Annotated in this window: 19 protein-coding genes; 5 read left to right on the forward strand and 14 right to left on the reverse strand. The window is 71.1% G+C overall.

Translation table 11 applies throughout. The features are described 5' to 3' along the window. The first annotated feature begins 321 nt into the window (after positions 1-321). Positions 322-2,076, forward strand: a complete 1,755-nt coding sequence (locus tag OG214_RS10040; RefSeq protein ID WP_405984552.1) for an ATP-binding protein — start codon at positions 322-324, stop codon at positions 2,074-2,076. Next, positions 2,073-2,765 carry a response regulator gene (locus tag OG214_RS10045; protein ID WP_405984553.1) on the forward strand — a complete coding sequence of 231 codons (693 nt, stop codon included), beginning with the start codon at positions 2,073-2,075 and terminating at the stop codon, positions 2,763-2,765. Before OG214_RS10040 ends, OG214_RS10045 begins: the two co-directional genes overlap by 4 nt. Before the next feature lie 43 nt (positions 2,766-2,808). Here OG214_RS10045 and OG214_RS10050 read toward each other — a convergent pair whose 3' ends face one another. From OG214_RS10050 to OG214_RS10075, 6 genes are all read right to left on the reverse strand, one after another. Next, positions 2,809-4,401, reverse strand: coding sequence for a cation acetate symporter (locus tag OG214_RS10050; RefSeq protein WP_405984554.1), 1,593 nt, complete (start codon positions 4,399-4,401; stop codon positions 2,809-2,811). Beyond that, on the reverse strand, positions 4,398-5,000 hold the full coding sequence (locus OG214_RS10055) for a DUF485 domain-containing protein (protein WP_405984555.1): 603 nt from the start codon (positions 4,998-5,000) through the stop codon (positions 4,398-4,400). The genes OG214_RS10050 and OG214_RS10055 overlap by 4 nt, the downstream gene beginning before the upstream one ends. A 97-nt stretch (positions 5,001-5,097) precedes the next feature. Continuing rightward, positions 5,098-5,766, reverse strand: a complete 669-nt coding sequence (locus tag OG214_RS10060; RefSeq protein WP_405984556.1) for a response regulator — start codon at positions 5,764-5,766, stop codon at positions 5,098-5,100. Further along, complete coding sequence (locus tag OG214_RS10065; protein ID WP_405984557.1) at positions 5,763-7,085, reverse strand: sensor histidine kinase; 1,323 nt, start codon at positions 7,083-7,085, stop codon at positions 5,763-5,765. Before OG214_RS10065 ends, OG214_RS10060 begins: the two co-directional genes overlap by 4 nt. After that, positions 7,082-7,591 (reverse strand): DUF1453 domain-containing protein, encoded by a 510-nt coding sequence (locus OG214_RS10070; protein ID WP_363080883.1) that lies wholly within the window; start codon positions 7,589-7,591, stop codon positions 7,082-7,084. The genes OG214_RS10065 and OG214_RS10070 overlap by 4 nt, the downstream gene beginning before the upstream one ends. Positions 7,592-7,732: 141 nt before the next feature. Continuing rightward, positions 7,733-9,859, reverse strand: a complete 2,127-nt coding sequence (locus OG214_RS10075; RefSeq protein ID WP_363080884.1) for a DNA topoisomerase IV subunit B — start codon at positions 9,857-9,859, stop codon at positions 7,733-7,735. Positions 9,860-10,317: 458 nt separating this feature from the next. Between OG214_RS10075 and OG214_RS10080 the strand changes: the two genes are divergently transcribed. Beyond that, complete coding sequence (locus OG214_RS10080; RefSeq protein ID WP_363080885.1) at positions 10,318-10,548, forward strand: hypothetical protein; 231 nt, start codon at positions 10,318-10,320, stop codon at positions 10,546-10,548. 89 nt (positions 10,549-10,637) lie between these two features. On the opposite strand, the gene OG214_RS10085 is transcribed toward OG214_RS10080, so the two are convergent. From OG214_RS10085 to OG214_RS10115, 7 genes are all read right to left on the reverse strand, one after another. Then, the gene (locus OG214_RS10085) at positions 10,638-11,489 is read right to left on the reverse strand and encodes a serine protease (protein WP_363080886.1); all 852 of its coding nucleotides are present in this window, start codon (positions 11,487-11,489) and stop codon (positions 10,638-10,640) included. A gap of 145 nt (positions 11,490-11,634) precedes the next feature. After that, complete coding sequence (locus OG214_RS10090) at positions 11,635-13,185, reverse strand: RNA polymerase sigma factor (protein ID WP_363080887.1); 1,551 nt, start codon at positions 13,183-13,185, stop codon at positions 11,635-11,637. Between the two features lie 341 nt (positions 13,186-13,526). Then, positions 13,527-14,414: a FadR/GntR family transcriptional regulator gene (locus tag OG214_RS10095; protein WP_363080888.1), complete on the reverse strand. Its 888-nt coding sequence runs from the start codon at positions 14,412-14,414 to the stop codon at positions 13,527-13,529. Between the two features lie 160 nt (positions 14,415-14,574). Continuing rightward, positions 14,575-16,620, reverse strand: coding sequence for an ATP-binding cassette domain-containing protein (locus OG214_RS10100; protein ID WP_405984558.1), 2,046 nt, complete (start codon positions 16,618-16,620; stop codon positions 14,575-14,577). Between the two features lie 185 nt (positions 16,621-16,805). Further along, positions 16,806-17,570: an NUDIX domain-containing protein gene (locus tag OG214_RS10105; protein WP_363080890.1), complete on the reverse strand. Its 765-nt coding sequence runs from the start codon at positions 17,568-17,570 to the stop codon at positions 16,806-16,808. Positions 17,571-17,701: 131 nt separating this feature from the next. Beyond that, positions 17,702-19,738, reverse strand: a complete 2,037-nt coding sequence (locus tag OG214_RS10110; protein ID WP_405984559.1) for a glycogen debranching N-terminal domain-containing protein — start codon at positions 19,736-19,738, stop codon at positions 17,702-17,704. A gap of 115 nt (positions 19,739-19,853) precedes the next feature. Next, on the reverse strand, positions 19,854-21,143 hold the full coding sequence (locus OG214_RS10115) for a DUF4192 domain-containing protein (RefSeq protein WP_405984560.1): 1,290 nt from the start codon (positions 21,141-21,143) through the stop codon (positions 19,854-19,856). 110 nt (positions 21,144-21,253) lie between these two features. Between OG214_RS10115 and OG214_RS10120 the strand changes: the two genes are divergently transcribed. Together OG214_RS10120 and OG214_RS10125 are read left to right on the forward strand one after the other, a co-directional pair. After that, positions 21,254-23,425 carry a RecQ family ATP-dependent DNA helicase gene (locus tag OG214_RS10120; protein WP_405984561.1) on the forward strand — a complete coding sequence of 724 codons (2,172 nt, stop codon included), beginning with the start codon at positions 21,254-21,256 and terminating at the stop codon, positions 23,423-23,425. 214 nt (positions 23,426-23,639) lie between these two features. Further along, entirely contained in the window at positions 23,640-24,269 is a 630-nt protein-coding gene (locus OG214_RS10125) for a hypothetical protein (RefSeq protein ID WP_363080897.1), read from the forward strand. A 179-nt stretch (positions 24,270-24,448) separates the two neighbouring features. On the opposite strand, the gene OG214_RS10130 is transcribed toward OG214_RS10125, so the two are convergent. After that, positions 24,449-25,087 (reverse strand): hypothetical protein, encoded by a 639-nt coding sequence (locus tag OG214_RS10130; protein WP_405984562.1) that lies wholly within the window; start codon positions 25,085-25,087, stop codon positions 24,449-24,451. Positions 25,088-25,181: the final 94 nt, after the last annotated feature.

Below are 25,181 nucleotides of genomic sequence, written 5' to 3' on the forward strand. Positions count from 1 at the left end.
GATCCCCGATCTTCGGCCTCGGCGCGGGGGGCGGCGAGGGCGCGGCTCTGACTGCCTGCCGGTATGGCAAGCATTTCTGCACTGATGAACAGGGTCTTTTGCGTTTTGCGGTCAGAGAGTTGCAGAGAACTGCCAGTCCGTCCACCACTGAGACAGAACCAAATCCCGTGGTTCGCCTCCCGAGTTGACACCTGCGGCGCTGCGCCAGCCTGTTTTTGGCCGCTCATCAGGCAAACGTAAGTGATCTGCAAACCTTGCGACGGATTTGCGTAACTGTGGAAATTTCGAGAAGGCCCCTCCCGCCCTCTACCGTTCCTGGACATGAGCGCCGGACCGAGCACCGCGGGAAGACGACGCCGATTCGGCTGGCCGCGCCGGGTCTTCTCGCAGGTGCTGCTGATGCAGCTCGCCATCGCCGCGGGCGTCACCGTGCTGGCCACGGGGCTCTTTCTGGCGCCCTTCAGCAAGGAGCTGGACAACCAGGCGATGAGCCGCGCGCTGGCGATCGCCGAGACCGCCGCCTCCGCGGAGACCGCCGCCGATCTGCTGGCCTCGCGGCCGACGCCCGGCGGTCCCGTGCAGGCCGAGGCCGAGCGGATCAGACGCGCCACCGGCGCCGAGTATGTGGTGATCATGGACAGACGCGGAGTCCGCTGGTCACACACCGATATCGGCCAGATCGGCAAGGTCGTCTCCACCGATCCCAGCGAGGCGCTCGCCGGCGCGCACATACGGGAGATCGACAGCGGCACACTCGGCCGCTCCGCCCGGGGCAAGGTCCCGCTGCGCGACCGTACGGGCGCCATCGTCGGCGCCGTCTCGGTCGGTATCGCCTACGACAGCGTCCGCGACCGGCTGCTCGCCGCGATCCCCGGGCTGCTCGCCTACGCGGGCGGGGCGCTCGCGGCGGGGGCGCTCGCCGCCTATCTGATCTCCAGGCGGCTCCAGCGGCAGACCCATGACCTGGCCTTCTCGGACATCTCGGCGCTGCTCACCGAGCGCGAGGCCATGCTGCACAGCCTCCGGGAAGGTGTGGTGGCGCTGAACGGGAGCGGCCGGATCCGGCTGATCAACGACGAGGCGCAGCGGCTGCTGGGACTCGGTCCCGATGCCATCGGACGGCCGCTCGACGAGGTGCTGGGGGCAGGACGCACCACCGAGGTGCTGACCGGACGCGTACTGGGCGACGACCTGCTCGCCGTGCGGGGGAGCCGGGTCCTGGTCGCCAACCGGATGCCGACCGACGACGGCGGCGCCGTCGTCACCCTCCGCGACCGCACCGAGCTGGAGCGGCTGGGCCGTGAGCTGGACGCCACGCGCGGACTGATCGACGCCCTGCGGGCCCAGGACCATGAGCACGCGAACCGGATGCACACACTGCTCGGACTGCTGGAGCTGGAGATGCACGAGGAGGCGGCGGAGTTCGTCACCGAGGTGGTCGGGGTGCACCGGGCCACCGCCGAGCAGATCACCGAGCGCGTCCACGATCCGCTGCCGGCCGCGCTGCTGGTCGGCAAGGCCACCGTGGCCGCCGAGCGCGGTGTCTCGCTGCGGCTCTCGTCCCGCACACTGCTGCCCGACCGGCTGGTGGATCCGCAGGGGCTGGTGACGGTCGTCGGCAATCTGGTGGACAACGCGCTGGACGCGGCGGCGGGCTCCGAGGACCCGCGGATCGAGGTGGAACTGCGCGCCGAAGGCCGTACCGTCGTTCTTGTGATCTCCGACAGCGGTACCGGTGTCCCCGCCGCCCACCGTGAAGCCGTCTTCTCCGAGGGCTGGTCGACCAAGGAGCCGCCGGCCCACGGCAAGCGCGGTCTCGGTCTGGCCCTGGTACGCAGACTCGCCGAGCGGCAGGGCGGCAGCGCGCGGGTCGCCGAATCCGCGCACGGCGGCGCCGAGTTCACCGTCGTACTGCCGGAGGCCCTGACGGAACCGGACGCCGAAGCGGCCCTGCCCGGCGGCGGATCCGCCCACGAGGACGGAGCCGCGCACGACGGCGGATCCGCGGATGACGGTCCGAACGAAGGCACGGACGACGCCACGCAGGCGCGGGCAGCGGCCGGGGAGACACGATGATCGACGTACTGGTCGTGGACGACGACATCCGGGTGGCCGAGATCAATACGGCCTATGTGGCCAAGGTGGCGGGCTTCCGGGTGGTCGCGCAGGCCCACTCGGCCGCCGAGGCGCTCGGCCGGATATCCGAGCGCACCATCGATCTGATCCTCCTCGATCACCATCTGCCGGACGAGAACGGACTCGTGGTGGTGAGGGAGTTGCGGCGACTCGGCCATCAGACCGATGTGATCATGGTGACGGCTGCCCGCGATGTCGCCACCGTGCAGGCCGCGATGCGCCTTGGCGCACTTCAATACCTGGTCAAACCATTCAATTTCGCCGGCATGCGGGCCAAGCTGGAGGCATACGCGGCACTGCGCCGCACTCTGGACCGCGGCGGCGAGGCGGAACAGTCGGAGGTGGACCGGATGTTCGGGGCGCTCTCCGCCGCCGCGCTCTCCTCCGCCGGCGCCCCGCCCCTGCCCAAGGGCCACTCCCCCGCCACCGCCGCGCTGGTGCGCCAGGCGCTGATGAACGCGGACGGTCCGCTGTCGGCCCAGGAGATCGCGGAGAACGCGGGGATGAGCCGGCAGACCGCGCAGCGCTATCTGAAGCTGCTGGAGCGGGCCGGGCGGGTACGGCTCACCCTCCGGTACGGCGAGACGGGGCGCCCCGAACACCGCTACACCTGGGCGGCGAGCACCTGACGGACGCGGGGCGGCGGGTGGCCGGGGGCCAGGCGACGGGCTCTCAGACGGCCCCCGCCCCCGTGAGTGAACGAACCTCCGTCTCCGCGTACTTGGTCTCGTCGGGCGGCTCGGACGAGATGACCGTACCGATCCAGCCCGCGAGAAAGCCCAGCGGAATGGAGACCACACCCGGGTTCTGGAGCGGGAACAGCTGGAAGTCGAGGCCGGGGAGCACCGCGTCGGGACTCCCCGAGACCACGGGCGAGAGCGCCACCAGCACCACGGCCGGAATCAGCCCGCCGTACACCGACCAGACCGCGCCCCGCGTGGTGAAGTTCCGCCAGAACAGCGAGTACAGCAGGACGGGCAGATTGGCGGAGGCGGCGACCGCGAACGCCAGACCGACCAGGAAGGCGACATTCAGATCCTGGGCCAGCAGACTGAGCGCGATCGCCACCGCGCCGATACCGGCCGCCGCAAACCGGGCCACCGCCACCTCGCTTCGCCGCTTCGCGTGCCGGCGTCTGAGCGAGACGTAGAGATCGTGGGCGACGGACGCCGAGGAGGCGAGGGTGATGCCCGCGACGACGGCCAGGATCGTGGCGAAGGCGATGGCCGCGACCACCGCGAAGAGAACCGTTCCGCCGGTCGATCCCGCCCCGCCGCCGAGATCGAGCGCCAGCAGCGGAACGGCCGTGTTCCCCGCGGCGTTCGAGGCACGGACCGCGTCGGAACCGACCAGCGCCGCCGCCCCGAACCCGAGCACGATCGTCATCAGGTAGAAGCCGCCGATGAGACCGACGGCCCAGACGACCGAGTGCCGGGCGGCGCGCGCGGTCGGCACGGTGTAGAAGCGGGAGAGGATGTGCGGCAGCCCGGCCGTCCCCAGGACGAGAGCCAGCCCCAGACTGATGAAGTCGAGGCGCGCGGTCCAGTCCCCGCCGTACTTGAGACCGGGGGCGAGGAACTCCGCGCCGTGGCCGCTGTGCGCGACGGCGGTGTTCAGCAGGCCGTTGACATCGCCGTGGAAGCGGACCAGGACAAGCACGGTCAGCGCGATCGCACCGGCCATCAGCAGCACGGCCTTGACGATCTGGATCCAGGTGGTGGCCCGCATCCCGCCCAAGGAGACATAGACGACCATGAGCGCGCCCACTCCGATCACGGTCCAGGTGCGCGCCGAGGCGCTCGTACCGCCGAGCAGCAGCGCGACCAGGCTGCCCGCCCCGACCATCTGCGCCACCAGATAGAGCACGGAGACGGTGACCGAGGAGGTGCCCGCCGCGATCCTGACCGGCCGTTCGCTCATCCTCGCCGCGACGACATCGGCGAGGGTGAACCGCCCGCAGTTGCGTACGAGTTCGGCGACCAGGAACAGCACGACCAGCCAGGCGACGAGAAACCCGACCGAGTAGAGCATGCCGTCGTAGCCGAAGAGGGCGATCAGGCCGGAGATCCCGAGGAAGGAGGCAGCGGACATATAGTCGCCCGCGATGGCGAATCCGTTCTCCATCGGCGAGAAGAGCCGGCCGCCCGCGTAGAACTCCTCGGCGGAGCCTTGGCGCTTGCGGCTCACCCAGGTGGTGATCCCCAGAGTGACCGCGACGAACGCGCTGAACAGCACCAGCGCCAGGGTCTGATGGTCGCCGGTCACCGGGCGCTCCCCCGTACCGTCGCGCTCCCCCGCGCACTGCCCCGCGATGTCTCCTGAGTCCGCGCCTGGTGCCGTCCCTGGGTTCGCCCTTGGGTTCGCTCCTGGTCGAACACACTCCAGCGCAGTTCGAGCGCCGCCCGGTCCCGGCGCAGCCGGGCATGGCGCGCGTACGCCCAGGTCAGCAGGAACGTCGAAAGGAACTGGCCGAGGCCGGCCACCATCGCGACATTCACCGCTCCCGCCACCGGTCTCGCCATCAGCTCGGGCGCGGCCGTCGCGGCCACGACATACGCGAAGTACCAGAGGAGGAAGGCGAGCGTGGCGGGGAGGACAAACCGCCGGTAGCGGCTCCTGACCTCCTGGAAGGCGGCACTGCGCTGGACCCGCGGATAGATCTCGGAGGCCGGCTGCCCGGTGGCGCCGTCGCCGTCGCTGTCACCGTCGCCGTGCCCGTACCCGGGAGCGGCGCTCCCGCCCGGCGGTACGGACATCATGGGCATGCCGGGACCGGCGGGCTCGCCCCAGTCCGAGGCCAGCGCTTCGTACCACGGGTCGTCGAGCCGCATCGCTGCGGCGTCACGCCCTTCCTGCTTCTCCACCGGTCAACTCTCCTTGTCGGCGAACCGTTTCGGCCGCGTAGCAAGGATGGGCGGAGGGGCGGGACAGCGAGCTCGTCTCCGCCCCGGCTTCACCCCATCAGGTGATGATTGTCCCGGGTGGCGGGATGAGTCCCCGTTGGTAGGCGTATCGCACGGCCTGCGCGCGGTCGCGCACCCCCGTCTTGCCGAAGAGGTTGTTGATATGCGTCTTCACCGTGGCCGCCCCGATGTGCAGCCGCTGCGCGATCTCCTTGTTGGAGAGCCCCTCGGCCACCAGGGAGAGCACCTCGGCCTCCCGCGCGGTCAGTCCGTCGGGCAGTTCCACGGGCGCCGGCGGGGCGGGCTGGGCGGTGACCCGTTCCAGCAGTCTGCGCTGCACGGCGGGCGCCAGTCCGGCCTGGCCCGCCAGTACGTCCTCCACGGCCCGGACGATCTCCTCGCCCCGCGCGTCCTTGGTGAGATAGCCGCGGGCGCCCGCCCGGAGCGCGGCGAAGAGCGAATCGTCGTCGGCGTAGGTCGTGAGCACCACGACCTGGGTCCCCGGGTGCTCGGCGCGGATACGGCGGGTGGCCTCCACACCGTCGCAGCGCGGCATCCGCAGATCCATCAGCACGACATCAGGACCGAGTTCGGCGACCAGGGCCACGGCCTCCTCGCCGTCCTTGGCCGCGCCGACGACCTCGATGCCCGGGAGCAGCCCGAGCAGCATCACGATGCCCTCGCGCACCACGGCCTGGTCGTCGGCCACGATCACGCGGGCCGTCATGCGGGCACTCGCAGACGCACGGTGAAACCCTTCCCTTCACGGTCTTCGGATCCCACAGGACCTTCGGATCCCACAGAGGTCCCGGAGCCGTCCGAGTCTGTCCCGGAGCCCTTCCCCGGAACGCCCCCAGCGCCCCCGGGACCCGTCCCAGGAGAGCCAGGACGACGGTCAGGACCGTCGGGGCCGGCTTCCAGAGTGCCGCCGAGCAGTTCGGCGCGCTCCCTCATCCCCAGCAGACCGTACCCGGAGCCGGAGGTCACCAGACCGGCCGGTTCCGCCCCCGCCCCGCCGCTGTCCTTCCCGCCGGAGTCCCGTATGTCCAGCGTCACCTCGTCCGCGCGGTACGTGAGCACGATCCGTACACGCGCGCCCGGCGCGTGTTTCCGTACGTTGGTGAGCGCCTCCTGCGCCACTCTGCGCACCGTCTGCGAGGCCTCCGCGGGCAGAGGCCTCGGCGCCCCCTCGACCGTGACCTCGGCGCCCTCCATGGCGGCCAGCTCACGGAGATGGTCCCCGAGGGGGGCCATCTCGCCGCGCAGGGCGGAGAGCGCCTGCCGGGTCTCGGCGAGCCCGTCGCGCGCCATGGAACGCGCGGCGACGACCCGCTCCAGTATCTGGTCGCGGAACGGTCCCGACGGTTCCCGCTCGATCCGCAGCCGGGCCGCCTCCAGATGCACGAGCTGCGCGGAGAGACTGTGCGCCAGGACGTCATGGATGTCCCGGGCGATCCTGGCCCGCTCGGCGAGGGCGGCCGACTCGGCCTCGGCGGCTCGGGCGGCCCGCTCCTGGGCCAGCAGCCGCTGGGCGCTGCCGCGCGCCTCCGCGTCGAGCCGCAGCACATAGCCGCCGAGCAGCAGCCCCGCGGTGGTGAGCGACGTGGTCAGCCAGGCGTCCTGGTCGAACGCGGCGAATCCGCCGAGGACGAGACAGGTGGTGGGCAGTGCGGCGGCGAGCGGCAGCCGCTCCATGGCGGTGACGGCGCAGCCGCACCACAGCACGACCGCGGCGATGTCGAATCCGGTCCGGCTCGCGACGAGGGCTCCGCCCATCAGCGCCACCAGCAGCCCGACCGACGGCCAGAGCTGATGCCGCAGGGTGGTGCGGTAGAAGGCCCAGGCGCAGAGGACGAGAGCGAGCGTGGCGGCCACGGCCGCGGCCGTCGCCCATCCCTCCACATGGCGCTGGCTGAAAGTCGACCAGAGCAGAGCCGCCAGACCGAGCGTCCGGACGGACCGGGCCAGCCATCGCCGCGCCTCGGTACGGCCCTCCCGGGTGAGGGCCTCCCGGGAGGGCCAGTTCGTCCAGGCGTCGGCTGTCACACACGGTCCTTCCACGGCGCGGCGGCTATCGCGTCACCGTACGACGGGTGTACGGCACGGACCCGCCACACCAGCATGCCTCTGCGGACCAGCACGGAGGCGGCGAGTGCGAGCAGCAGCGCTCCGGAGCCCTGGTGGACGCCGAGCAGCGCGCCGATGCCCATCAGCCCGAGCCGCAGGGCGATACCGCCGATCCAGACCGCGACCGTGGCCCCGGTGCCCCTCGTCCACACCGAGCCGTCCTCGGCGGTCCAGAGCCGGCCGGTCCAGGCCCAGCCCGCTCCCATCACCAGCCCCACCACCAGCTCGGCTCCGAGCAGCAGCAGCGACAGGGAGCGGTCGTCCGCGTCGATCAGTCCCGGCCGGCTCAGCGCGACGACCGCCAGGACGGCGGGAAGGACCAGCTGGCCACGCCCGCCGGTGGCGATCCGCTGTGGCTTGAACTGGCGTACGGCGACCAGCGCGACAGCGGCGGCGACCACCAGGACGGTGAGGAACGAGGACATGCGGTGCCTCCGGGGACGAAGAAGTTCAGCGACTTCGACGTTACGGAGAAGCACCAGGTCAGAGCATCGGCTCGGGGGTGGATCAAGGGTGGAAACGCGGCCTCCACCCGTGGGTGGAGGCCGCGCTCGCGAGGTCGTGGCTCAGGCGTCGATGCGCGAGCGGTCCAGGGTCGCCGCGGAGCTGGTGATGAACTCCTTGCGGGGCGCCACCTCATTGCCCATCAGCAGATCGAAGATCTGCTCGGACGATTCCAGGTCCCCGATGTTGATCCGTCGCAGGGTGCGGTGGCGCGGATCCATCGTGGTCTCCGCGAGCTGGTCGGCGTCCATCTCGCCCAGACCCTTGTAGCGCTGGATGGAGTCCTTGAACCGGATGTTCTTGCGCTGGTACTCCAGCAGCGTCTGCCGCAGCTCGTTGTCCGAGTACGTGTACACGTACTTGTCCTGGCCCCGCTTGGGCTGCACCAGCTCGATCCGGTGCAGCGGCGGTACGGCGGCGAAGACCCGGCCCGCCTCCACCATCGGCCGCATGTAGCGCTGGAAGAGCGTGAGCAGCAGACAGCGGATGTGTGCGCCGTCGACATCGGCGTCGACGAGGAGCACGATCTTGCCGTAGCGGGCCGCGTCGATATCGAACGTGCGGCCCGAGCCCGCCCCTATGACCTGGATGATCGCCCCGCACTCGGCGTTCTTGAGCATGTCCGAGACGGATGACTTCTGGACATTGAGGATCTTGCCCCGGATCGGCAGCAGCGCCTGGAACTCACTGTTCCTGGCGAGCTTGGCCGTACCGAGCGCGGAGTCCCCCTCCACGATGAACAGCTCGCTGCGGTCCACGTCGTCGCTGCGGCAGTCGGCGAGCTTGGCCGGCAGCGAGGAGGACTCCAGCGCGGTCTTCCTGCGCTGCGCCTCCTTGTGCTGGCGGGCCGCGATCCGCGTACGGGCGGCGGCGACGGCCTTCTCCAGCACGGCCCGTGCCTGCGCCTTGGCATCACGCTTCGTGGACGTCAGGAACTCCTTGAGCTCCTTCGCGACGACGTTGGAGACGATCCGGTTGGCCGCCGAGGTGCCCAGCACCTCCTTGGTCTGACCCTCGAACTGAGGTTCGGCGAGCCGCACCGTGACCACGGCGGTCAGGCCCTCCAGGGCGTCGTCCTTGACGATGTCGTCCTCGGCGACCCTGAGCATCTTGGCCGAGCGCAGCACCTCGTTGACCGTCCTGGTCAGCGAGCGCTCGAAGCCGCTCACATGCGTACCGCCCTTGGGCGTCGCGATGATGTTCACGAACGACTTGACCGTGGTCTCGTACCCGGTGCCCCAGCGCAGCGCGATGTCGACACCCAGCTCCCGGGTGACCTCGGTGGGTGTCATGTGCCCGCGGTCGTCCAGAACCGGGACGGTCTCCTTGAAGGTGCCCTGACCGGTCAGGCGCAGCACGTCGCAGACGGCCTTGTCCTGCGCCAGATACTCGCAGAACTCGCTGATGCCGCCGTCGAAACGGAATGTCTCCTCGACCGTGCCGTTGCCCTCGCTCTCGCCGGCCGCGCGCTCGTCCCTGACGACGATGGTCAGTCCGGGGACCAGGAAGGCGGTCTGGCGGGCGCGCTGGTGGAGCGTCTCCAGGGAGAGCTTGGCGTCCTTGAGGAAGATCTGCCGGTCGGCCCAGTAGCGCACGCGCGTACCGGTCCGCGCCTTGGGCACCCGCTTGCCCTTGATCAGCCCGTTCGCCGGATCGAAGGGGCTGTCGGGTCCCGGTTCGGTGAAGATCCCGGGAACTCCGCGGCGGAAGCTGATCGAGTGGGTGGCGCTGTTGCGGTCCACCTCGACATCGAGCCGGGCGGAGAGCGCGTTCACCACGGAGGCACCCACACCGTGGAGGCCGCCCGAGGCGGCGTACGAGCCGCCGCCGAACTTGCCGCCGGCGTGCAGCTTGGTCATGACGACCTCGATGCCGGACAGGCCGGTCTTGGGCTCGACGTCGACCGGAATGCCCCGGCCGTTGTCCTTGACCTCGACCGAGCCGTCCTCGTGGAGGATCACCTCGATGTGATCGCAGTACCCGCCCAGGGCCTCGTCGACGGAGTTGTCGATGATCTCCCAGAGGCAGTGCATCAGACCACGGCTGTCGGTCGAGCCGATATACATTCCGGGTCGCTTGCGGACCGCTTCGAGCCCCTCAAGGACGAGCAGGTGCCGCGCGGTGTAGTTGGAGCCGTCACGGTCTGCGGTCAGCAGCGCAGTGGACGGCACGGACGTCTCGGCGGTCACGCGGTTCGCTCCTCGCTGAATTTGAGATGTGGCCCCGTGGGGTAAAGGCCCGGCGTCTGTCACCGGTCAGAGGGTACAGAGGCCTGGTAGAGCCGTTGTCACGCCACCCTCGCGATTTCTTATGCTAGTCCACGGTCGCATAGGTGTTCGATCCCTCGTCGGGGTGAAGCACACATCACGTTCCCTTCCAGGCATGAACCATTTAGGCTCCGGGCACGTCCTCATCAACAACCGGCAAGCCAGCCGGCGAGGGCGCTCCCCACTGACAAGCACTGTCAAGCAACGCGAACCCCGTAGAGCGAAGCCCGAGCGGAGCGATACGGCCCATTCGCCGCCAACCGCCAGCAGCCAGCCACCCGGAAAGAAGTTTTCAAGGAAAAGCCGAGAGCGGGAACGTTTTCGGCCTGGTTGGATGTTGACCCTGGTACGACAGCTCGTCGAGCTAGAGAAGAGGCGACGTGACTACTGTTCTGACCCCCGCGAGCCCGCTGACCGCGGCTGACCGCTGCGACCGCTGCGGCGCGCAGGCCTATCTGCGCGTCGTCCTGATCAGCGGTGGTGAACTGCTCTTCTGCGCCCACCACGGACGTAAGTTCGAGCCGGAACTCAAGAAGATCGCCGCGGAAATACAGGATGAGAGCGACCGACTGACGGCCGTGCCGGCCGGCGGTGGTGAAGAGGAGCGCTGACACCTCGCATCCACGACGAGCCAAGGGTCGGTCCTGACCGACCGACGGGCGGCCACCTCCGCTGAGAGCGAGGTGGCCGCCTGTTCTCGTCACCGCGGAACGTGTGCTCCGACCGCGGTGGCGACGGCCCTGACCCCCGTGGTGATCCGGGTGTAGACCCCGGGACTGTCCTGGCGTCCACAGCCGCTCCCCCAGGAGACCAGCCCGATAAGGCGCCCCTGGGCCACCAGCGGCCCTCCGCTGTCCCCCTGGCAGGCGTCGTGCCCGCCCGCGGGATCGCCCGCACAGAGCATCGTGGAGGGCTCGTAGCGGCCACCTGAGCCGCCACCCGGGTACGCCCGCGAACAGTTCGCGTCCGGCAGGACCGTCACCGGCGCCGAACGCAGCGTGCTGGCGTAGTCGCCGTCACCCGAGGTGTCGCCCCAGCCGTAGACGGCGGCGGCGGTCCCCGGCTCCGCGGCGGAGTCACCGGGCTCCGCCGGCCGGATCGCGTATCTTCCGGGCAGCGGGCGCTCCAGAGTCAGCACGGCCAGATCCGCCGCGTTGGTGCCCGGGTCGTACCCCGGATCGACCTGGACGGACCGTACGGCGACGACATGCCCGCCCTTGGCGCGCAGCCGGTCCCGCCCCGCGATGATCCTGAGGTCGCGCACCTGTCCCGGAGGCCCTCCGAGCACATCCGGGCTCATACAGTGAGCGGCCGTCAGCACTTTCGTGGGAGCCACCACCACGCCCCCGCAGAACTGGCCCGCCCGCGTACCGCCGAAGCGGTCACGGCTGGACACGGCCACGGCCCAGGGGCTGTCGGCGACCCGTACCGGCTCACCACCGATGACCACACTCTCGGCGACGGCGGGCGGCGGCGCGAGAAGCGGCGACAGGACCCCCGCCGCGATCACCGCCACTCCTCCCGTCAGCACTCGGGCAAGCGAATGACGCATACGGGCTCCTGACTCTCCGGTGAAGACGTATCTACCCAGAGTCATCCTCCCCCGTCCGTCCCGCACCCCGCGCACGAGGCGAAGGCCCGGATCCGTGGTGGCATCCGGGCCTTCGAACGCGCTTCAGTGCGCCCCTGAAAGAGACCTAATCGAGATAGTCGCGCAGGACCTGCGAACGCGACGGGTGGCGCAGCTTCGACATCGTCTTGGACTCGATCTGACGAATACGCTCCCGCGTCACGCCGTAGACCTTGCCGATCTCGTCCAGCGTCTTGGGCTGGCCGTCCGTGAGGCCGAAGCGCATGGAGACCACGCCCGCCTCACGCTCGGAGAGCGTGTCGAGCACCGAGTGGAGCTGCTCCTGGAGAAGCGTGAAGCTCACCGCGTCGGCCGGGACGACCGCCTCGGAGTCCTCGATGAGGTCTCCGAACTCGCTGTCGCCGTCCTCGCCCAGCGGGGTGTGCAGCGAGATCGGCTCACGGCCGTACTTCTGGACCTCGATGACCTTCTCAGGGGTCATGTCGAGCTCCTTGGCCAGCTCCTCCGGGGTGGGCTCACGGCCCAGGTCCTGGAGCATCTGGCGCTGGACGCGCGCGAGCTTGTTGATGACCTCGACCATGTGCACCGGGATACGGATGGTGCGGGCCTGGTCGGCCATGGCGCGGGTGATCGCCTGACGGATCCACCAGGTGGCGTACGTGGAGAACTTGTAGCCCTTGGTGTAGTCGAACTTCTCGACCGCGCGGATCAGACCGAGGTTGCCCTCCTGGATCAGGTCCAGGAAGAGCATGCCGCGGCCGGTGTAGCGCTTGGCCAGCGAGACCACGAGCCGGAGGTTGGCCTCCAGCAGATGGTTCTTGGCGCGTCGGCCGTCCTCCGCGATGATCTCCAGCTCACGCTTGAGCTTCGGCGCGAGCTTGTCGGAGTTGGCCAGCTTGTCCTCGGCGAAGAGACCGGCCTCGATGCGCTTGGCGAGTTCGACCTCCTGCTCCGCGTTGAGGAGCGGGACCTTGCCGATCTGCTTCAGATAGTCCTTGACCGGGTCGGCGGTGGCACCGGCGACGGCGACCTGCTGGGCCGGCGCGTCGTCCTCGTCGTCGTCGGAGAGTACGAAGCCCTTGTTCTCGCCCTCGGTCTCCTCCTCCTCGACCTTGCCGCCCTGGATCTCATCGGTCGGCTCATCGCCGTCCGCGACCTCGTCGGCGTCCTTCTTGCCCGTGGTCTTCTTGGCGGTCGTCTTCTTGGCTGCGGTCTTCTTGACCGTCGCCTTCTTGGCCACGGTCTTCTTCGCGGCGGTCTTCTTGGCGGTTACGGCGGCCTCGTCGGCCGCCATGTCCACACTCTCGACCACGGGAGCCGCGGTGGCGGCCGCGACGGTCTTCGTCGTGGTCGTCTTGGTCGCGACAGTCTTGGTGGCGGTGCGCTTGACCGGGCTCTTCGCTGCGACGCTCTTGCGGGTGCGCTTGGGCGACTCCGCGGCACTGACCATCAGCGTCACACCCTCTTCCTCGAGGATCTGGTTGAGGCTGCGCAGAACATTCTTCCACTGGGTTGGCGGAATCTGGTCGGCCTCGAAGGCCCGACGCACGTCATCGCCGGCGATCTGCCCATCAGCCTTTCCCCGCTCGATGAGCGCCATCACAGACTCGGACTCGGCGATCTCCGGCGGGAGCGTACGGGATGTGCTGGCCGACACGAACAACCTCTCGGAACGATGGAAACGGCTTCCGGCCCCGCCCAGGTTCGGGCCGGAGCCGACGACCGTCGGCTGGGGATGTGCCGACGGCGCGGGTTAGGACCTCAGAGGGTGAATACAGCGCCACGCACGGCGGTCGTATTCCCTCCTCGGCTGTCACCTCTTAAGTCATCGCCCTGCCTCGAGGAGTGTTACGCCCAATCCACGTGGCCCGAGTCACACCTCATTTGCGACAAAGCGAGCAGAAGTGGGATCTAAGGCCCCACAATCGCATCGCCGGACCCTCCGGGTCCGGCGACACACGATGCGTACATCCCCGTACGTCCTGGCTGCGGCGGCGCTCAGTGCTCGCGCGGCGCTGGCACGACGCGCTCCACCTCGGGCTGCACGGTGAGCAGTTGACGCATGGCCGATTCCGCGGCGTGCGCGTCGCCGGTGGCGAGGGCGTCGACGATCCGCGTGTGGTGGGCGAGCGAGACCTCGGTGGGGCGGTCACATCCGGTGATCGGGCCACCGGAGACCTGGAGGGCGGCGGAAACGATGCCGGAGAGGTGCTCCAGCATGCGGTTGCCCGCGAGCTGGATCAGCAGGGAGTGATATTCGGCGTCCGCACGCGCGAAGGTGATCGAGTCACCCTGGGCGAGGGCGTGGCCCATGATCTCCACCATGTCGGTGAGCCGCTGCTGGACCTCCGCCCTGCCGTGGCCGGCCGCCAGACGTGCCGCCAGGGGCTCGATCGTCCAGCGCAGCTCGGTCAGCTCACGGCGCTGGTCGTCACGCTGTGGTCCGAAAGCCCGCCATTCGATGATGTCGGGGTCGAGCAGATTCCAGTCGCTCACCGGACGGACACGGGTACCGACATTGGGCCGCGCACTCACGAGGCCCTTGGCCTCCAGCACGCGCAACGACTCCCGCACCACGGTGCGGGAGACCTCGAAGCGCTGGCCGATCTCCTCGGGTACGAGCGGCCGGTCGGCGCCCAGGTCTCCGGAGACGATCATCTGCCCGAGCTGCTGGACGAGTTGGCCGTGCAGTCCGCGGCCGCGGCTGCTCGTCGTACGCCGTCCCACCCGGCCCAAATCGGTGTCGGCGCCCTCCCAGACGGGGGCGGCCGCGCGGTCGGCGCCGGGCGCCTCCGCGAAGGGGTAGCGGTCGAGTTCACCCGGGTCGGCGAGGCCGGAGTCGACGGAACGGGCGGCGGTCATCATGGTGTGCGCAAGGGTACTCACGCATCCTTTGTCGGCGTTGCTTCCATGAGCCTTGAGGTCTTTGGTGAAAAGCACACGAAAGGGTGATCGGCGCTCGCTCTTCGATTGACGCCTTATCGGAAAGAAGCGGGCTTTCTCAGGGGAGTTGTGGACAGGAGGGCACGCTCCGGTCGTTCCTCGGTCACCAACGGGCCCTGCGACGAAGGCCGGTGAACAGATATGCACAGAGAAGAACTGAAAGTGACAACGTCAGTGCTGCCGCGATCGGTTGGGCAACGAGTCTGACCGCGATCATCAGCCACCGGTCGACCTGGCCGGGCCACTGGAGCCACGCCAGTTCACGGAGTCTGCCCGGGAGTCCGGCCGTCGAACGCGCGGACGGACCGGCGAACACCATCTGAAGCAGGGGTACGACCAGGGTCGGTACGGCGATCACCGCGGCCACCCCGGCGACCGCGGCGCGGAAGACCCCGGCGGCGAGCAGCCCCGCCCAGGCCGAGCCGGCGGCGAGACCGGCCCAGCCGACACAGAGCGCCATCCAGTTGTCCGGTACGGGCGCGGCGCCGGCGCCGTACACGAGACGCAGGACCCCGAGGTCGGCCACCACCACCAGCAGGGTGAGAAGCAGTGCTGAGGCCGCCGTCACCACGGACTTGGCGAGCAGCAGCCCGAGACGGCGTGGAACGGTGCCGTGCGCACCGGCGAGCGCGGGGTAGCGGAATTCGTGGCCGAAGGAGAGCGCGCCGAGCAGTCCGGCACCGAGCGCGGCGGGCGGCAGCGGCAGAATGCCCGGCCAGGCCGCGAGCAGACCGGGCAGCGGGGTCCTGCCGGTGTGGGCGAGGGTCACGGCGAGAACCGTCGACGCGACAAGGACGGCGGCCACGATCAGATGGGTGCTGGGGACACCGAGCAGGCGGCGGAGTTCGTAACGCACCGGTCTGAGCGGACTGCGGACCGGGCGGGCCGACAGCGGCGGCGGCAGCGGCCCGAGACCGTCGGCCGCCGGTTCGGCCCGGGGTTCGATGTGCGGACTGTTGTGCGTCCCGGAGTGAGGGGCGATCTGCGGAGCGGCGTGCGAAGCGACGTGCGGCGTGGCGTGGGACGGCGTGTGCGGCGCGGCGTGCGGGGTGCCCAACGCCTCGGTCGGTGCCGTATCCGCCTCGGCCCGTGTCTGCCGAAGCTTGAAGGTCCGAGCCGGACCCGGTACGGAGACGGTGCGGAAGAAAGAACCGGAACCGGAACCGAAACCGGGGCCCGCGTTTGAGCCGGGGCCCGAGCTCGAGCCCGAGCCGGGGCCGGGTACCGGAACGGAGACGGCGGCCGGGACCGGGGCGAGGCGGGGAACCGGACCCGGACCGGTGTCACCGAACTCGTCGGCGAGCTGATGGACGAGGATTCCGTGCCGGAAGGCCGCCTCGCCGATCTCGGGGCAGGTGCTGCCGAAGACGGTGAGCCGGCTGCCCGCCTCGGCCACCACCTCGACGGAGCGTCTGCTCGCGCGGGCCTCACGGCTCAGCACATCGGCGAGACGTGCGGCGTGCGGTGTCCTGACAGCGACGCGCGGGCGCAGCCTGGTGCGGGCGAAGGCCGCCCCGTCCTGGTCGGCGACAAGGCGGCCGTCGTCGATGGTGACGACATGATCGGCGGTTCGAGCGGCCTCCTTCGGGTCGTCGGTGGTGTAGAGGACCGTGCCGCCCTGGGCCGCGTGCGCGCTGAGCAGTCCGAACAGCCAGTTGGTCTCGCGGGGCGAGAGTCCCCCGGACGGCGCGTCGAGCAGCAGGGTGTGCGGGTCGCCCAACAGCGCGGCGGCGAGCCCGAGTCTGCGCTCCATACCGAGCGAGAGCGTGCCGAGACGTTCGTCGCGCAGGCCTTTGAGGCCCACGACGTCGAGGAGTTCGTCGGCGCGCGAGGCGGGGACGCCCGCGGCGGCGCTGAGCATCTTGAGCTGGCCCCTGACCGTGCGTCCGGGATGGCCGGGCAGATCACTGAGGAGCACCCCGATCTCACGCGCCGGATGGGCGATGCGATGGAGCGGACGGCCGCGGAAGTAGGTGATCCCTCGGCCGGATTGGAGTTCGAGCATCAGTCTGAGTGCCGTCGTCTTGCCCGCGCCGGAGGCACCGAGAAGCGCGGTGACGGAACCGGGCCGGGCCTCGAAGGTCAGATCGTCCACGGCGGAGGTGAGGTCTCGACGGGGGGTGCTGGTCAGTCCGACGGCCTGGAGCATCGCTTCTCCCGCGGGGTGAGACCGCTCGGCGGCAGGGTGAGTACCGCAGCAAGATAACGCGATATGTCCGACTTGCAGCGCAGGGCTCTCTACCCGGGTGTCTTATGTCCCGACACCTGACACCATCGACTCATGACTGACGGGCCGTCAGGCCGCCACTGTCCCCGCCCCGGTCTCCCTCTCCGTCAGACCTCGGGCCGCAGCATGGGCGGGTTGAGCACGGTCGCCCCGCCGGCCCGGAAGAGCTGGGCGGGCCGGCCGCCCTGCCGGGTGGTGGTGCCCCCGGACGGCACCAGGAAACCCGGCGTCCCCGTCACCTTGCGGTGGAAGTTACGGGGATCGAGCGCCACGCCCCACACCGCCTCGTACACCCGACGCAGCTCACCGACGGTGAACTCGGACGGGCAGAACGCGGTGGCGAGCGAGGAGTACTCGATCTTGGAACGGGCTCGCTCCACACCGTCCGCGAGGATCCGCCCATGGTCGAAAGCGAGCTGCGCGGGTTGTCCGTCCTCACGGACGAAACCACCCTCCTGGTTGAGCAGCGCCTCGACGGGGGCCCATCGCGCGCTGTTGGCGTCACCCCCCGCGCGGGGGGCCGGAAGGTCGGGCGAGAGCGCCAGATGGGCGACACTGACCACCCGCATCCGGGGGTCCCGTCCGGGGTCCCCGTAGGTCGCGAGCTGTTCCAGATGGGCCCCGTTCCCGGGCGCCGGCGCGTGGGGATCGTGGGCGCAGAGCCCGGTCTCCTCGGACAGTTCCCGCGCCGCCGCGTCGGCGAGATCCTCGTCGGCCCTGACAAAACCGCCGGGCAGCGCCCACCGGCCCTGGAACGGCGACTCCCCGCGCCGTACGACCAGCGCGCAGAGCGCGTGGCGCCGCACGGTGAGCACGACCAGGTCGACGGTGACGGCAAAAGCGGGGAAGGCCGACGGGTCGTAGGGCGACATGCCGTGATCATAGTCGTCTGCCTGACGATAAACACTCCTTCGGTCATGACCACTGATTACTTCTTTCGCTCTCCCGGCCGCCCTCATGTCCGGGTCGGACACGCAGGCTCATCCGGCTCCCCGCCCGGGGCTCATCCGTCGCCCCCGCCGAGTTGGAGCCCGTCCGCCGCTTCCTCCACCATCCCGAGTCCGAGCCGGCTGACCCGTACGGAGAAGGGCTCCCCCGCGACCCGCAGCCCGCTGAGCCGGACCGCCCCGAGCGGGGCCGAGCGGACCGGATACAGCGCGACCGTGCCACCGGGGGCATCGGGGCGGACACCGACGAGCGCGGTGAGCAGATGGATGCCCGCAGCGGCCGCCACGGCGGCCGGACGGCACGCCGCCGGGTGCGGCACGGGAGCGCCCCCGGCGGTGCGCTGCTCCCCCGCGTACATCTCCGGCAGCCGATGGCCGAAGGTCTCCGCCGCGTCCAGCACTCCACGCAGCAGGGACACCGCTTCCTTCTCGTGCCCGGCCATCGCCAGACCGGCGACCGCGACGGCCGTCTCATGGACCCGCACCGCACCCGCGCGATGGCCGAACGGATTGTGTCCCGGCTCCCTGGCACCGAGACCCCGCAGCCCCCAGCCGGAGTCGAGCGTGGGACTGCCGAGCACACGGGTCAACTGCTCGGTCCGCTCACGGTCCAGCAGTCCCGGAGCCGCCCTGCCCTCCCCGAGCAGACCGGTGTCCAGGAGATGGGCGGAGCTGCCGCTGGGATACGGAAGCAGCCGGCCGTCATGGAGACGTGCCGCGGCCGGACGGCCCCCCGCGCGATCGTCGATCCAGAACGTCTCCGCGAACCGCACCCGCAGCGCGCCCGCCCACTCGCGCCAGCCGTCGGCCCCCGGCCGTCCGCAGGCGTCCAGCAGATCGGCTCCCAGCAGGGCCGCGCGGTGCGCGTGGGCCTGGGTCTCCACCCGCTGAGGCCCGGCGGGGCCCGGCTCCCCCAGCAGCCCGCCACCGTCCGGGGCGGCGCGCAGCCAGTGCAGACAGCGCTCCGCGACCGGCAGCAGCTCGGCCAGCTCGCTCTCGGGAAGCCCCCATCGGCGTGCCTCGGCGAGGACCACGGGGAAGGCGAGTGTCGCCTCCACACCGCCGCAGCTCGGCGGCAGATGGGGACCGGCGTCCCGCAGCGGCCCGGGGAGCCGCCCGAAGTCCCGTCCCTTTCCGGTGAACTGGCCCCGGGCGACGGTGCGCAGCGTGCCCGCGGCCAGCCGGGTGCCGAGCGGAAGCACCATCCGTGCGGCCCAGAGCGCCTCGGCGGCGGGCGGTCCGCAGCGCCAGGGCACGCCCGCGGCGAGGTGAAGATCCGCGGGGCCGTCCGGCCCCCGTACCAGCAGCCCCCGGAGATCACCGAGACTCGCGGCGAACAGCGCCCCCACCCGGGGATCGTCACCCTCGGCCGCCGCCTCGGGCAGTGGATTGCTCCCCGTCCGGCCCGTCGGCCGTACCGGTCGGCCGGAGCGGATCCGCAGTTCGATCGTGTGGGCGGCACCGGGCCCCAGCTCCACCTCCCAGCGCAGGAGTCCCGCCGAGGCCAGTGTGTCGTGGGGGCCGGGGGACGCGGTGACGACGGCGGATCCGCCACCGGGCGCGGACCAGCGCAGCCCCGCGGGGTGGACGGCCGCGGGCAGTCCGGGCCCGGCCTGGCCCGCTCCGATCGCGGCCAGTTCCGCGAGGTCGGTGCCGAAGGAGATCTCCACCGGGAATCTGCGGACGCGGCGGGCCGAGCTGTGCAGGGTGATCCGCTCGGTGCCGTCGGCGTCCCGTACCCGTTCGACATGGATCTCCGGGTCGGGCCCGGCGTCGTCGGATGTGCGGACGACCCCCAGGAACCGCGCCCGGTCCGCAGCGACCAGCCTGCCCTGCACCGGGAGGGGTTCCCGTCCGCCGATCCGCAGCCGGCAGCGGGAGAGCAGACGCCTTCCGGACTGGTAGAAGCCCTCGATCCCCTCACCGGTGAGCTGTCCGTGCTCGGCCGAGACCGCGAGACACGGCAGCGCGACACAGAGCAGGACATGGTGCACGGCGGGCGGCACCGCGCGCGGCACGGTCTTCCCGCGCCCGGCTCCGGAGGGGATGGCTCGCGGCGGCTCGCTGTTCGGGGGAGGGGCGGTGAGGGCCATGGGTGGTCTGCTCTGCCTTCTCTGCGCTCCGGAGGACCGCCGTCTCTGCGGCGGCGCGGCTCATACGATTCCGCCACTGAGGTGAACGCCCACCCGGCCGACCTGGTCACGGCCGTCATCGCCCGCTCCTGCTGCCGCGCCTGCCACCGCGCCGGGGCGCGCGGCCCCGCGCCGCCGTCCCACCGGGGTGTGCCGCGGGCGGCAGTGCCTTCCGTGGCACAGGGGGACGGACCGGACGCGACGCGGGCCGCCCTTCCCCGCCGCGTGCGCCGGGCAGAGCGCGCGCGGCACGCTCCTGGCGGAGACAGCGGCGCAGCGTCTCGGGGTCGAGTCCCTCGTTGCAGGCCTGGTGGAGCAGTTGCGCGAAGACATACCGGGGGTCCAGGCGCAGGGCGAGCCCGAGGGCGACCCTGGCGCCGGGCTCGTCACCGGTGGACCAGGCGACCCAGCCGGCCAGGGTGAGCGGTGCGGTCGCGTGTTCCGCGTAGGGGCCGACGCAGCGGCGGGAGAGCGCGCGCCAGAGCCGCAGGGCGGGCCCGGCCTGGGAACCCTCCATCCACTCCGCGGCCCGGTCCCGTGTCTCCCGGTCCTGGAGCCCGAGGATGACGGCGGCCGCCTCGTCATGGCTGATGAGCCGGTCGTCCTCGGCGTCCGTGTCGGTCTCTCCCCCACGCGGCGCCTCCCCGAGCCGCTTCATGAGCGTGCGCGCCGTCCGCAGCGTCTCGGCACCGACCTCTTCCCTGCTGCCCCCGACCAGGATCTTCGGCACAAGGGCCGCGCCCGCCTCGTCCAGCGCCCGTTCCTGTGCCACAGCGGCGGGTGTCCGCCAGGGCGACAGTCGCGCCTCCATCTCGCGCAGTGATCCTCGGACCTGGACACCGGCGTAGGTGGCGGCGGCGGCCATCACCGACGTACCGGGGAGGGCCAGCCCGGTGCCCTCCGGCGGACAGCAGCGGACATCGGGGCAGCAGTAGGACCAGAAGCGGCCGTCGGAGATACAGAGCACTTCGTACACGGGTACATCGAGGCTCCCGCACGCGGTGCGCAGCCCCTGTGCGAGCGGGCGGAGCCGCTCCATCACCTGCCGGCCCGTCCCGCCCTCCGTCGGATCCTGGCAGAGGAAGACAACGATGCCGTCGGGCCGGGAGCCGCGCCGCGCGCTTCCCTCGATCAGGCATTCGGCGAGCTGCTCGGCCACCGGCGGCCACTCCTGCGGCGAGCGCGGGATGCCGAGCCTGAGCCGCCCGCCGAAGCGCCCCTGATCGCCGTGCAGAGCGACCATGACGACGGAGTCGGTGGGGTGGAAACCGAGCAAATACGGGAGGGCGTCGGCGAGTTCCGCGGGACTGCGCAGGGTGATCTGCTGGCGGTCGGCGGATCCGGTCGGTTCGTGGTGCTTGTTCATGGGTCGACCGTCCCGCGGCGGGCCAAATCCCGCGACCCCTGTGGATAACGTTATCCACAGGCTGGTGGCCGCATTCGCGCTTTGTCCGGGCCATCGGGTTGCATGGGGACATGACCAACGCAGACCGCGCGGCTCTCCGGGCCTCGGCCGATTCCGTACTCACCCGCCTCGTCGGTGACACCACCGGCACCGCCCGGCTGCGCGAGGACCAGTGGCGGGCCATCGAGGCGCTCGTCGCCGACAGACGCAGGGCACTGGTGGTCCAGCGGACGGGGTGGGGCAAGTCCGCGGTGTATTTCGTGGCGACCTCACTGCTGCGGGAGCGCGGCGCGGGCCCGACCGTGATCGTCTCGCCGCTGCTCGCGCTGATGCGCAATCAGGTGGAGGCCGCCGCCCGCGCCGGAATCCGGGCCCGGACGATCAACTCGTCCAATGCGGAGGAATGGGACACGATCCAGGACGAGGTGGCCGCGGGCGAGGTCGACGTGCTGCTGGTCAGCCCGGAGCGGCTGAACAATCCGGACTTCCGGGACCAGGTCCTGCCCCGGCTCGCCGCGGCGACGGGACTGCTGGTGGTGGACGAGGCGCACTGCATCTCCGACTGGGGCCATGACTTCCGTCCGGACTACCGGCGGCTGCGCACGATGCTCGCTGAGTTGCCGTCCGGTGTTCCGGTCCTCGCCACCACGGCCACGGCGAACTCACGGGTGACCGCCGATGTCGCCGAGCAGCTGGGCACCGCGGCGGGGACGGACGCGCTCGTGCTGCGCGGGCCACTGGACCGGGAGAGTCTCAGTCTCCATGTGCTGCGGCTGCCGGACGCCGCGCACCGGCTGGCGTGGCTGGCCGATCATCTCGGCGAGCTGCCCGGCTCGGGGATCATCTATACCCTGACGGTCGCGGCGGCCGAGGAGGTCACGGCGTATCTGCGGCAGTGCGGGCACACGGTCGCCTCGTACACCGGACGCACGGAGAACGCCGACCGTCAGCAGGCCGAGGACGATCTGCTGGCGAACAGGGTGAAGGCACTGGTCGCCACCTCGGCGCTGGGCATGGGGTTCGACAAGCCCGACCTCGGATTCGTGGTGCACCTCGGCTCCCCCTCCTCGCCCATCGCCTACTACCAGCAGGTGGGCCGCGCGGGCCGTGGGGTGGAGCATGCCGAGGTGCTGCTGCTGCCCGGCAGGGAGGACGAAGCGATCTGGCAGTACTTCGCGTCCGTCGCGTTCCCGTCCGAGGAACTGGTCCGCCGGACGCTCGATGTCCTGGGCCGGGCCGAGCGGCCGCTGTCGCTGCCCGCGCTCGAACCCCTCGTCGAGCTGCGGCGCACGCGTCTGGAGACGATGCTCAAGGTCCTCGATGTGGACGGAGCGGTGCACCGGGTGAAGGGCGGCTGGACCGCCACGGGCCGCCCGTGGGCGTACGACACCGAGCGGTACGCCTGGGTGTCGCGCCAGCGCGAGGCCGAACAGCAGGCGATGCGCGACTACGCGTCGGCGGACGGCTGCCGGATGGAGTTCCTGCGGCGGCAGCTGGACGACGAGGAAGCTGTCCCGTGCGGTCGGTGCGACAACTGCGCGGGGGCCCGGTTCGAGGACAAGGTGACCGCCGCCGCCCTCGACGCCGCACGCGGTGAGCTGGGCAGGCCCGGTGTGGAGGTGGAGCCGCGCAAGATGTGGCCGACCGGACTCTCCGCGGTCGGTGTCGATCTCAAGGGGCGTATCCCCCCGGGCGAACAGTCCTTCGCCGGCCGGGCGTTGGGGCGGCTGTCCGACATCGGCTGGGGCAACAGGCTGCGGCCGATGCTGGCGGCGCACGCCGCGGACGGCCCGGTGCCCGACGATGTGGTGAACGCGGTGGTCAGCGTGCTCGCCGACTGGGCCAAGGGACCGGGCGGCTGGGCCTCCGGCGCTGCCGACGCGCCACCCCGGCCCGTCGGGATCGTCACCGTGGCCTCGCGGAGCCGGCCCCGGCTCGTCGGCACGCTCGGCGACCGGATCTCGCAGATCGGCCGGATGCCGCTGCTCGGCACGGTCGAGTACGGGCCGGCGGCGGGCGACACCCATATCTCCCGCACCAACAGCGCTCAGCGGGTGCGTGCCCTGCACGAATCGCTGACCGTACCCCCCGAGCTGGCCGGCGCGCTCGCCTCGGCGGGCGGTCCGGTTCTGCTCGTCGACGATCTCTCGGACAGCGGCTGGACTCTCGCGGTGGCCGCCCGACTGCTGCGCAAGGCAGGGGCGAAGGGGGTGTTTCCGCTGGTCCTCGCCGTTCAGGCATGACAGGCGGCATCAGCCGTACGACTACGACCGGGGATATGACCGCCATAACTGCCCATTCCGGTCAACGGCGCCAATTGCTCGTTGCCGCACGCCCCCGCGCCAAGGAGAATTGACGCTACCCCCGCACGGTCGCTCGCGGTCCGCAAGGGCTGTGCCGAGGTGCGCCCCCGTCCGACCCAGCCCGCACTGTGGGCGCGTATGCGAAGGGAGGATCGTGACCTTCGGATTCGCTCCGTCCGCAGCCACTTCGATCACCGGGCCGACGGGTTCCGCCAACCGCCTCGCCAGGATGCTCGAACTCGACGAATGGGCGGCAGCGGGGATTCCGCTGCTGCGCAACCCACGTGAGGTCGTCAGCGGTCTGCACAGCAGACACCGGCCGACTCCGGGGACCGCGGTCGTGGCCGTCCTCGACCATGAGGAACGGCTTGCCGCGAGCGCCTCCTTCGTCCCACGGGAGGCGCCGGTGGACGGCTGGGAGTTCCGCAACGCGCTGCTGGCACATCTACGCCGTGTCATCCCGCACGATCTGCGCCGTCGCACGCCCATACGCACCGCCGTACTCCTCTACTGCCGTGAGGGCGACGAACGGTGGACGGAGGAGGACGGCGCCTGGATGTGGGGACTGCGGGACGCCTGCACCCTGCACGGGCTGCGGTGCGGCGCGTACATCACCCTGACACGCGGCGGCTGGCAGGTGCTGGGCGAGGGCCGTGGGGGCCGTCGGCCCAACTCCATGTCCCCGCCGGCTGATCTGTCGGAGACGGTGATCGACGCCGCTTCGTCGCCGGTGCGCGGGGGCGGCGTCGCCGTCGAGGCGCTGCGGCGCACGGCCGCCCGCTGAGCGGAAGCGGACACGCGTCCACACAACGCGCCGAGCGGCCGAGGGGTTTCCGCGTGCGGACGCACCACAGCGGCCCGGCCACCCCCTGAACGGGCAGCCGGGTCACGACCGGGACGTACGGACGTCCAGGCGCGGGCGCCGACGCCCGCGCACCACACGCCGTACGACTGTCGTACGGTTCAGACCCCCGCGCCGAGCACGGCGTTGATCCGCTCGTTGTCACCGCACACGACCAGCAGCGCGGTGGCCCGTTCCCGGGCCAGCGGCAGCACCTGGGCGGCGACGGCGTCGTCGCCTCCGTTGACGGCCACGACCACGACGGGCCGTGACTGCGCGCGGGTGACAGCGGCGGCGTCGGCGAAGAACACGTCTTCGCGGGCGTCGTGCTGGGCCCAGTAGGAGGTTTCACCGAAGGACAGCTCATGGGTGGCCCACGGGTGCTGTTCGCCGGTGGTGAGGACCAGGATGTCGCCCGGCGCCCGACCCGAGTCGAGCAGCAGGTCGACCGCCTCCTCGGCGGCGTCGAGCGCCCCGCCCGCCGGAGCCGGGATCAGTTGGAGCTGAGGAGCGGAAGGAGTGGTGGGCCCGGACGCCTTGGGCTGCCCGGCGGAGCTCTGCGAGCGCTGCGCCGGCGGCGCGGGCCTCGCGGGACCGGGTCCCGGGCGACCGGGACGCGGTGTGGCCGCGGAGCGCGGCCCGGGTACGGGACGCGGACCGGGTACAGGACGTGGGGTCGGCGCGGTGCGGCCGGTGGCCGGGGTGGCGCTGGGACCCTGGGCTCTCTCGTGAATCTGAGGCTCCTGGGGGATGAGAGGCATGGCTGGATGTCTATCAAACGCCGACGCCAGAGGCATCGGCGGGTGGGCACGTTCGCGGCCCGGCCCACGGCCGGGGGCACGTGGACGAAGAGGT

Origin of the sequence: Streptomyces sp. NBC_00872, from assembly GCF_045161915.1 — a bacterium.
Lineage (GTDB): Bacteria > Actinomycetota > Actinomycetes > Streptomycetales > Streptomycetaceae > Streptomyces.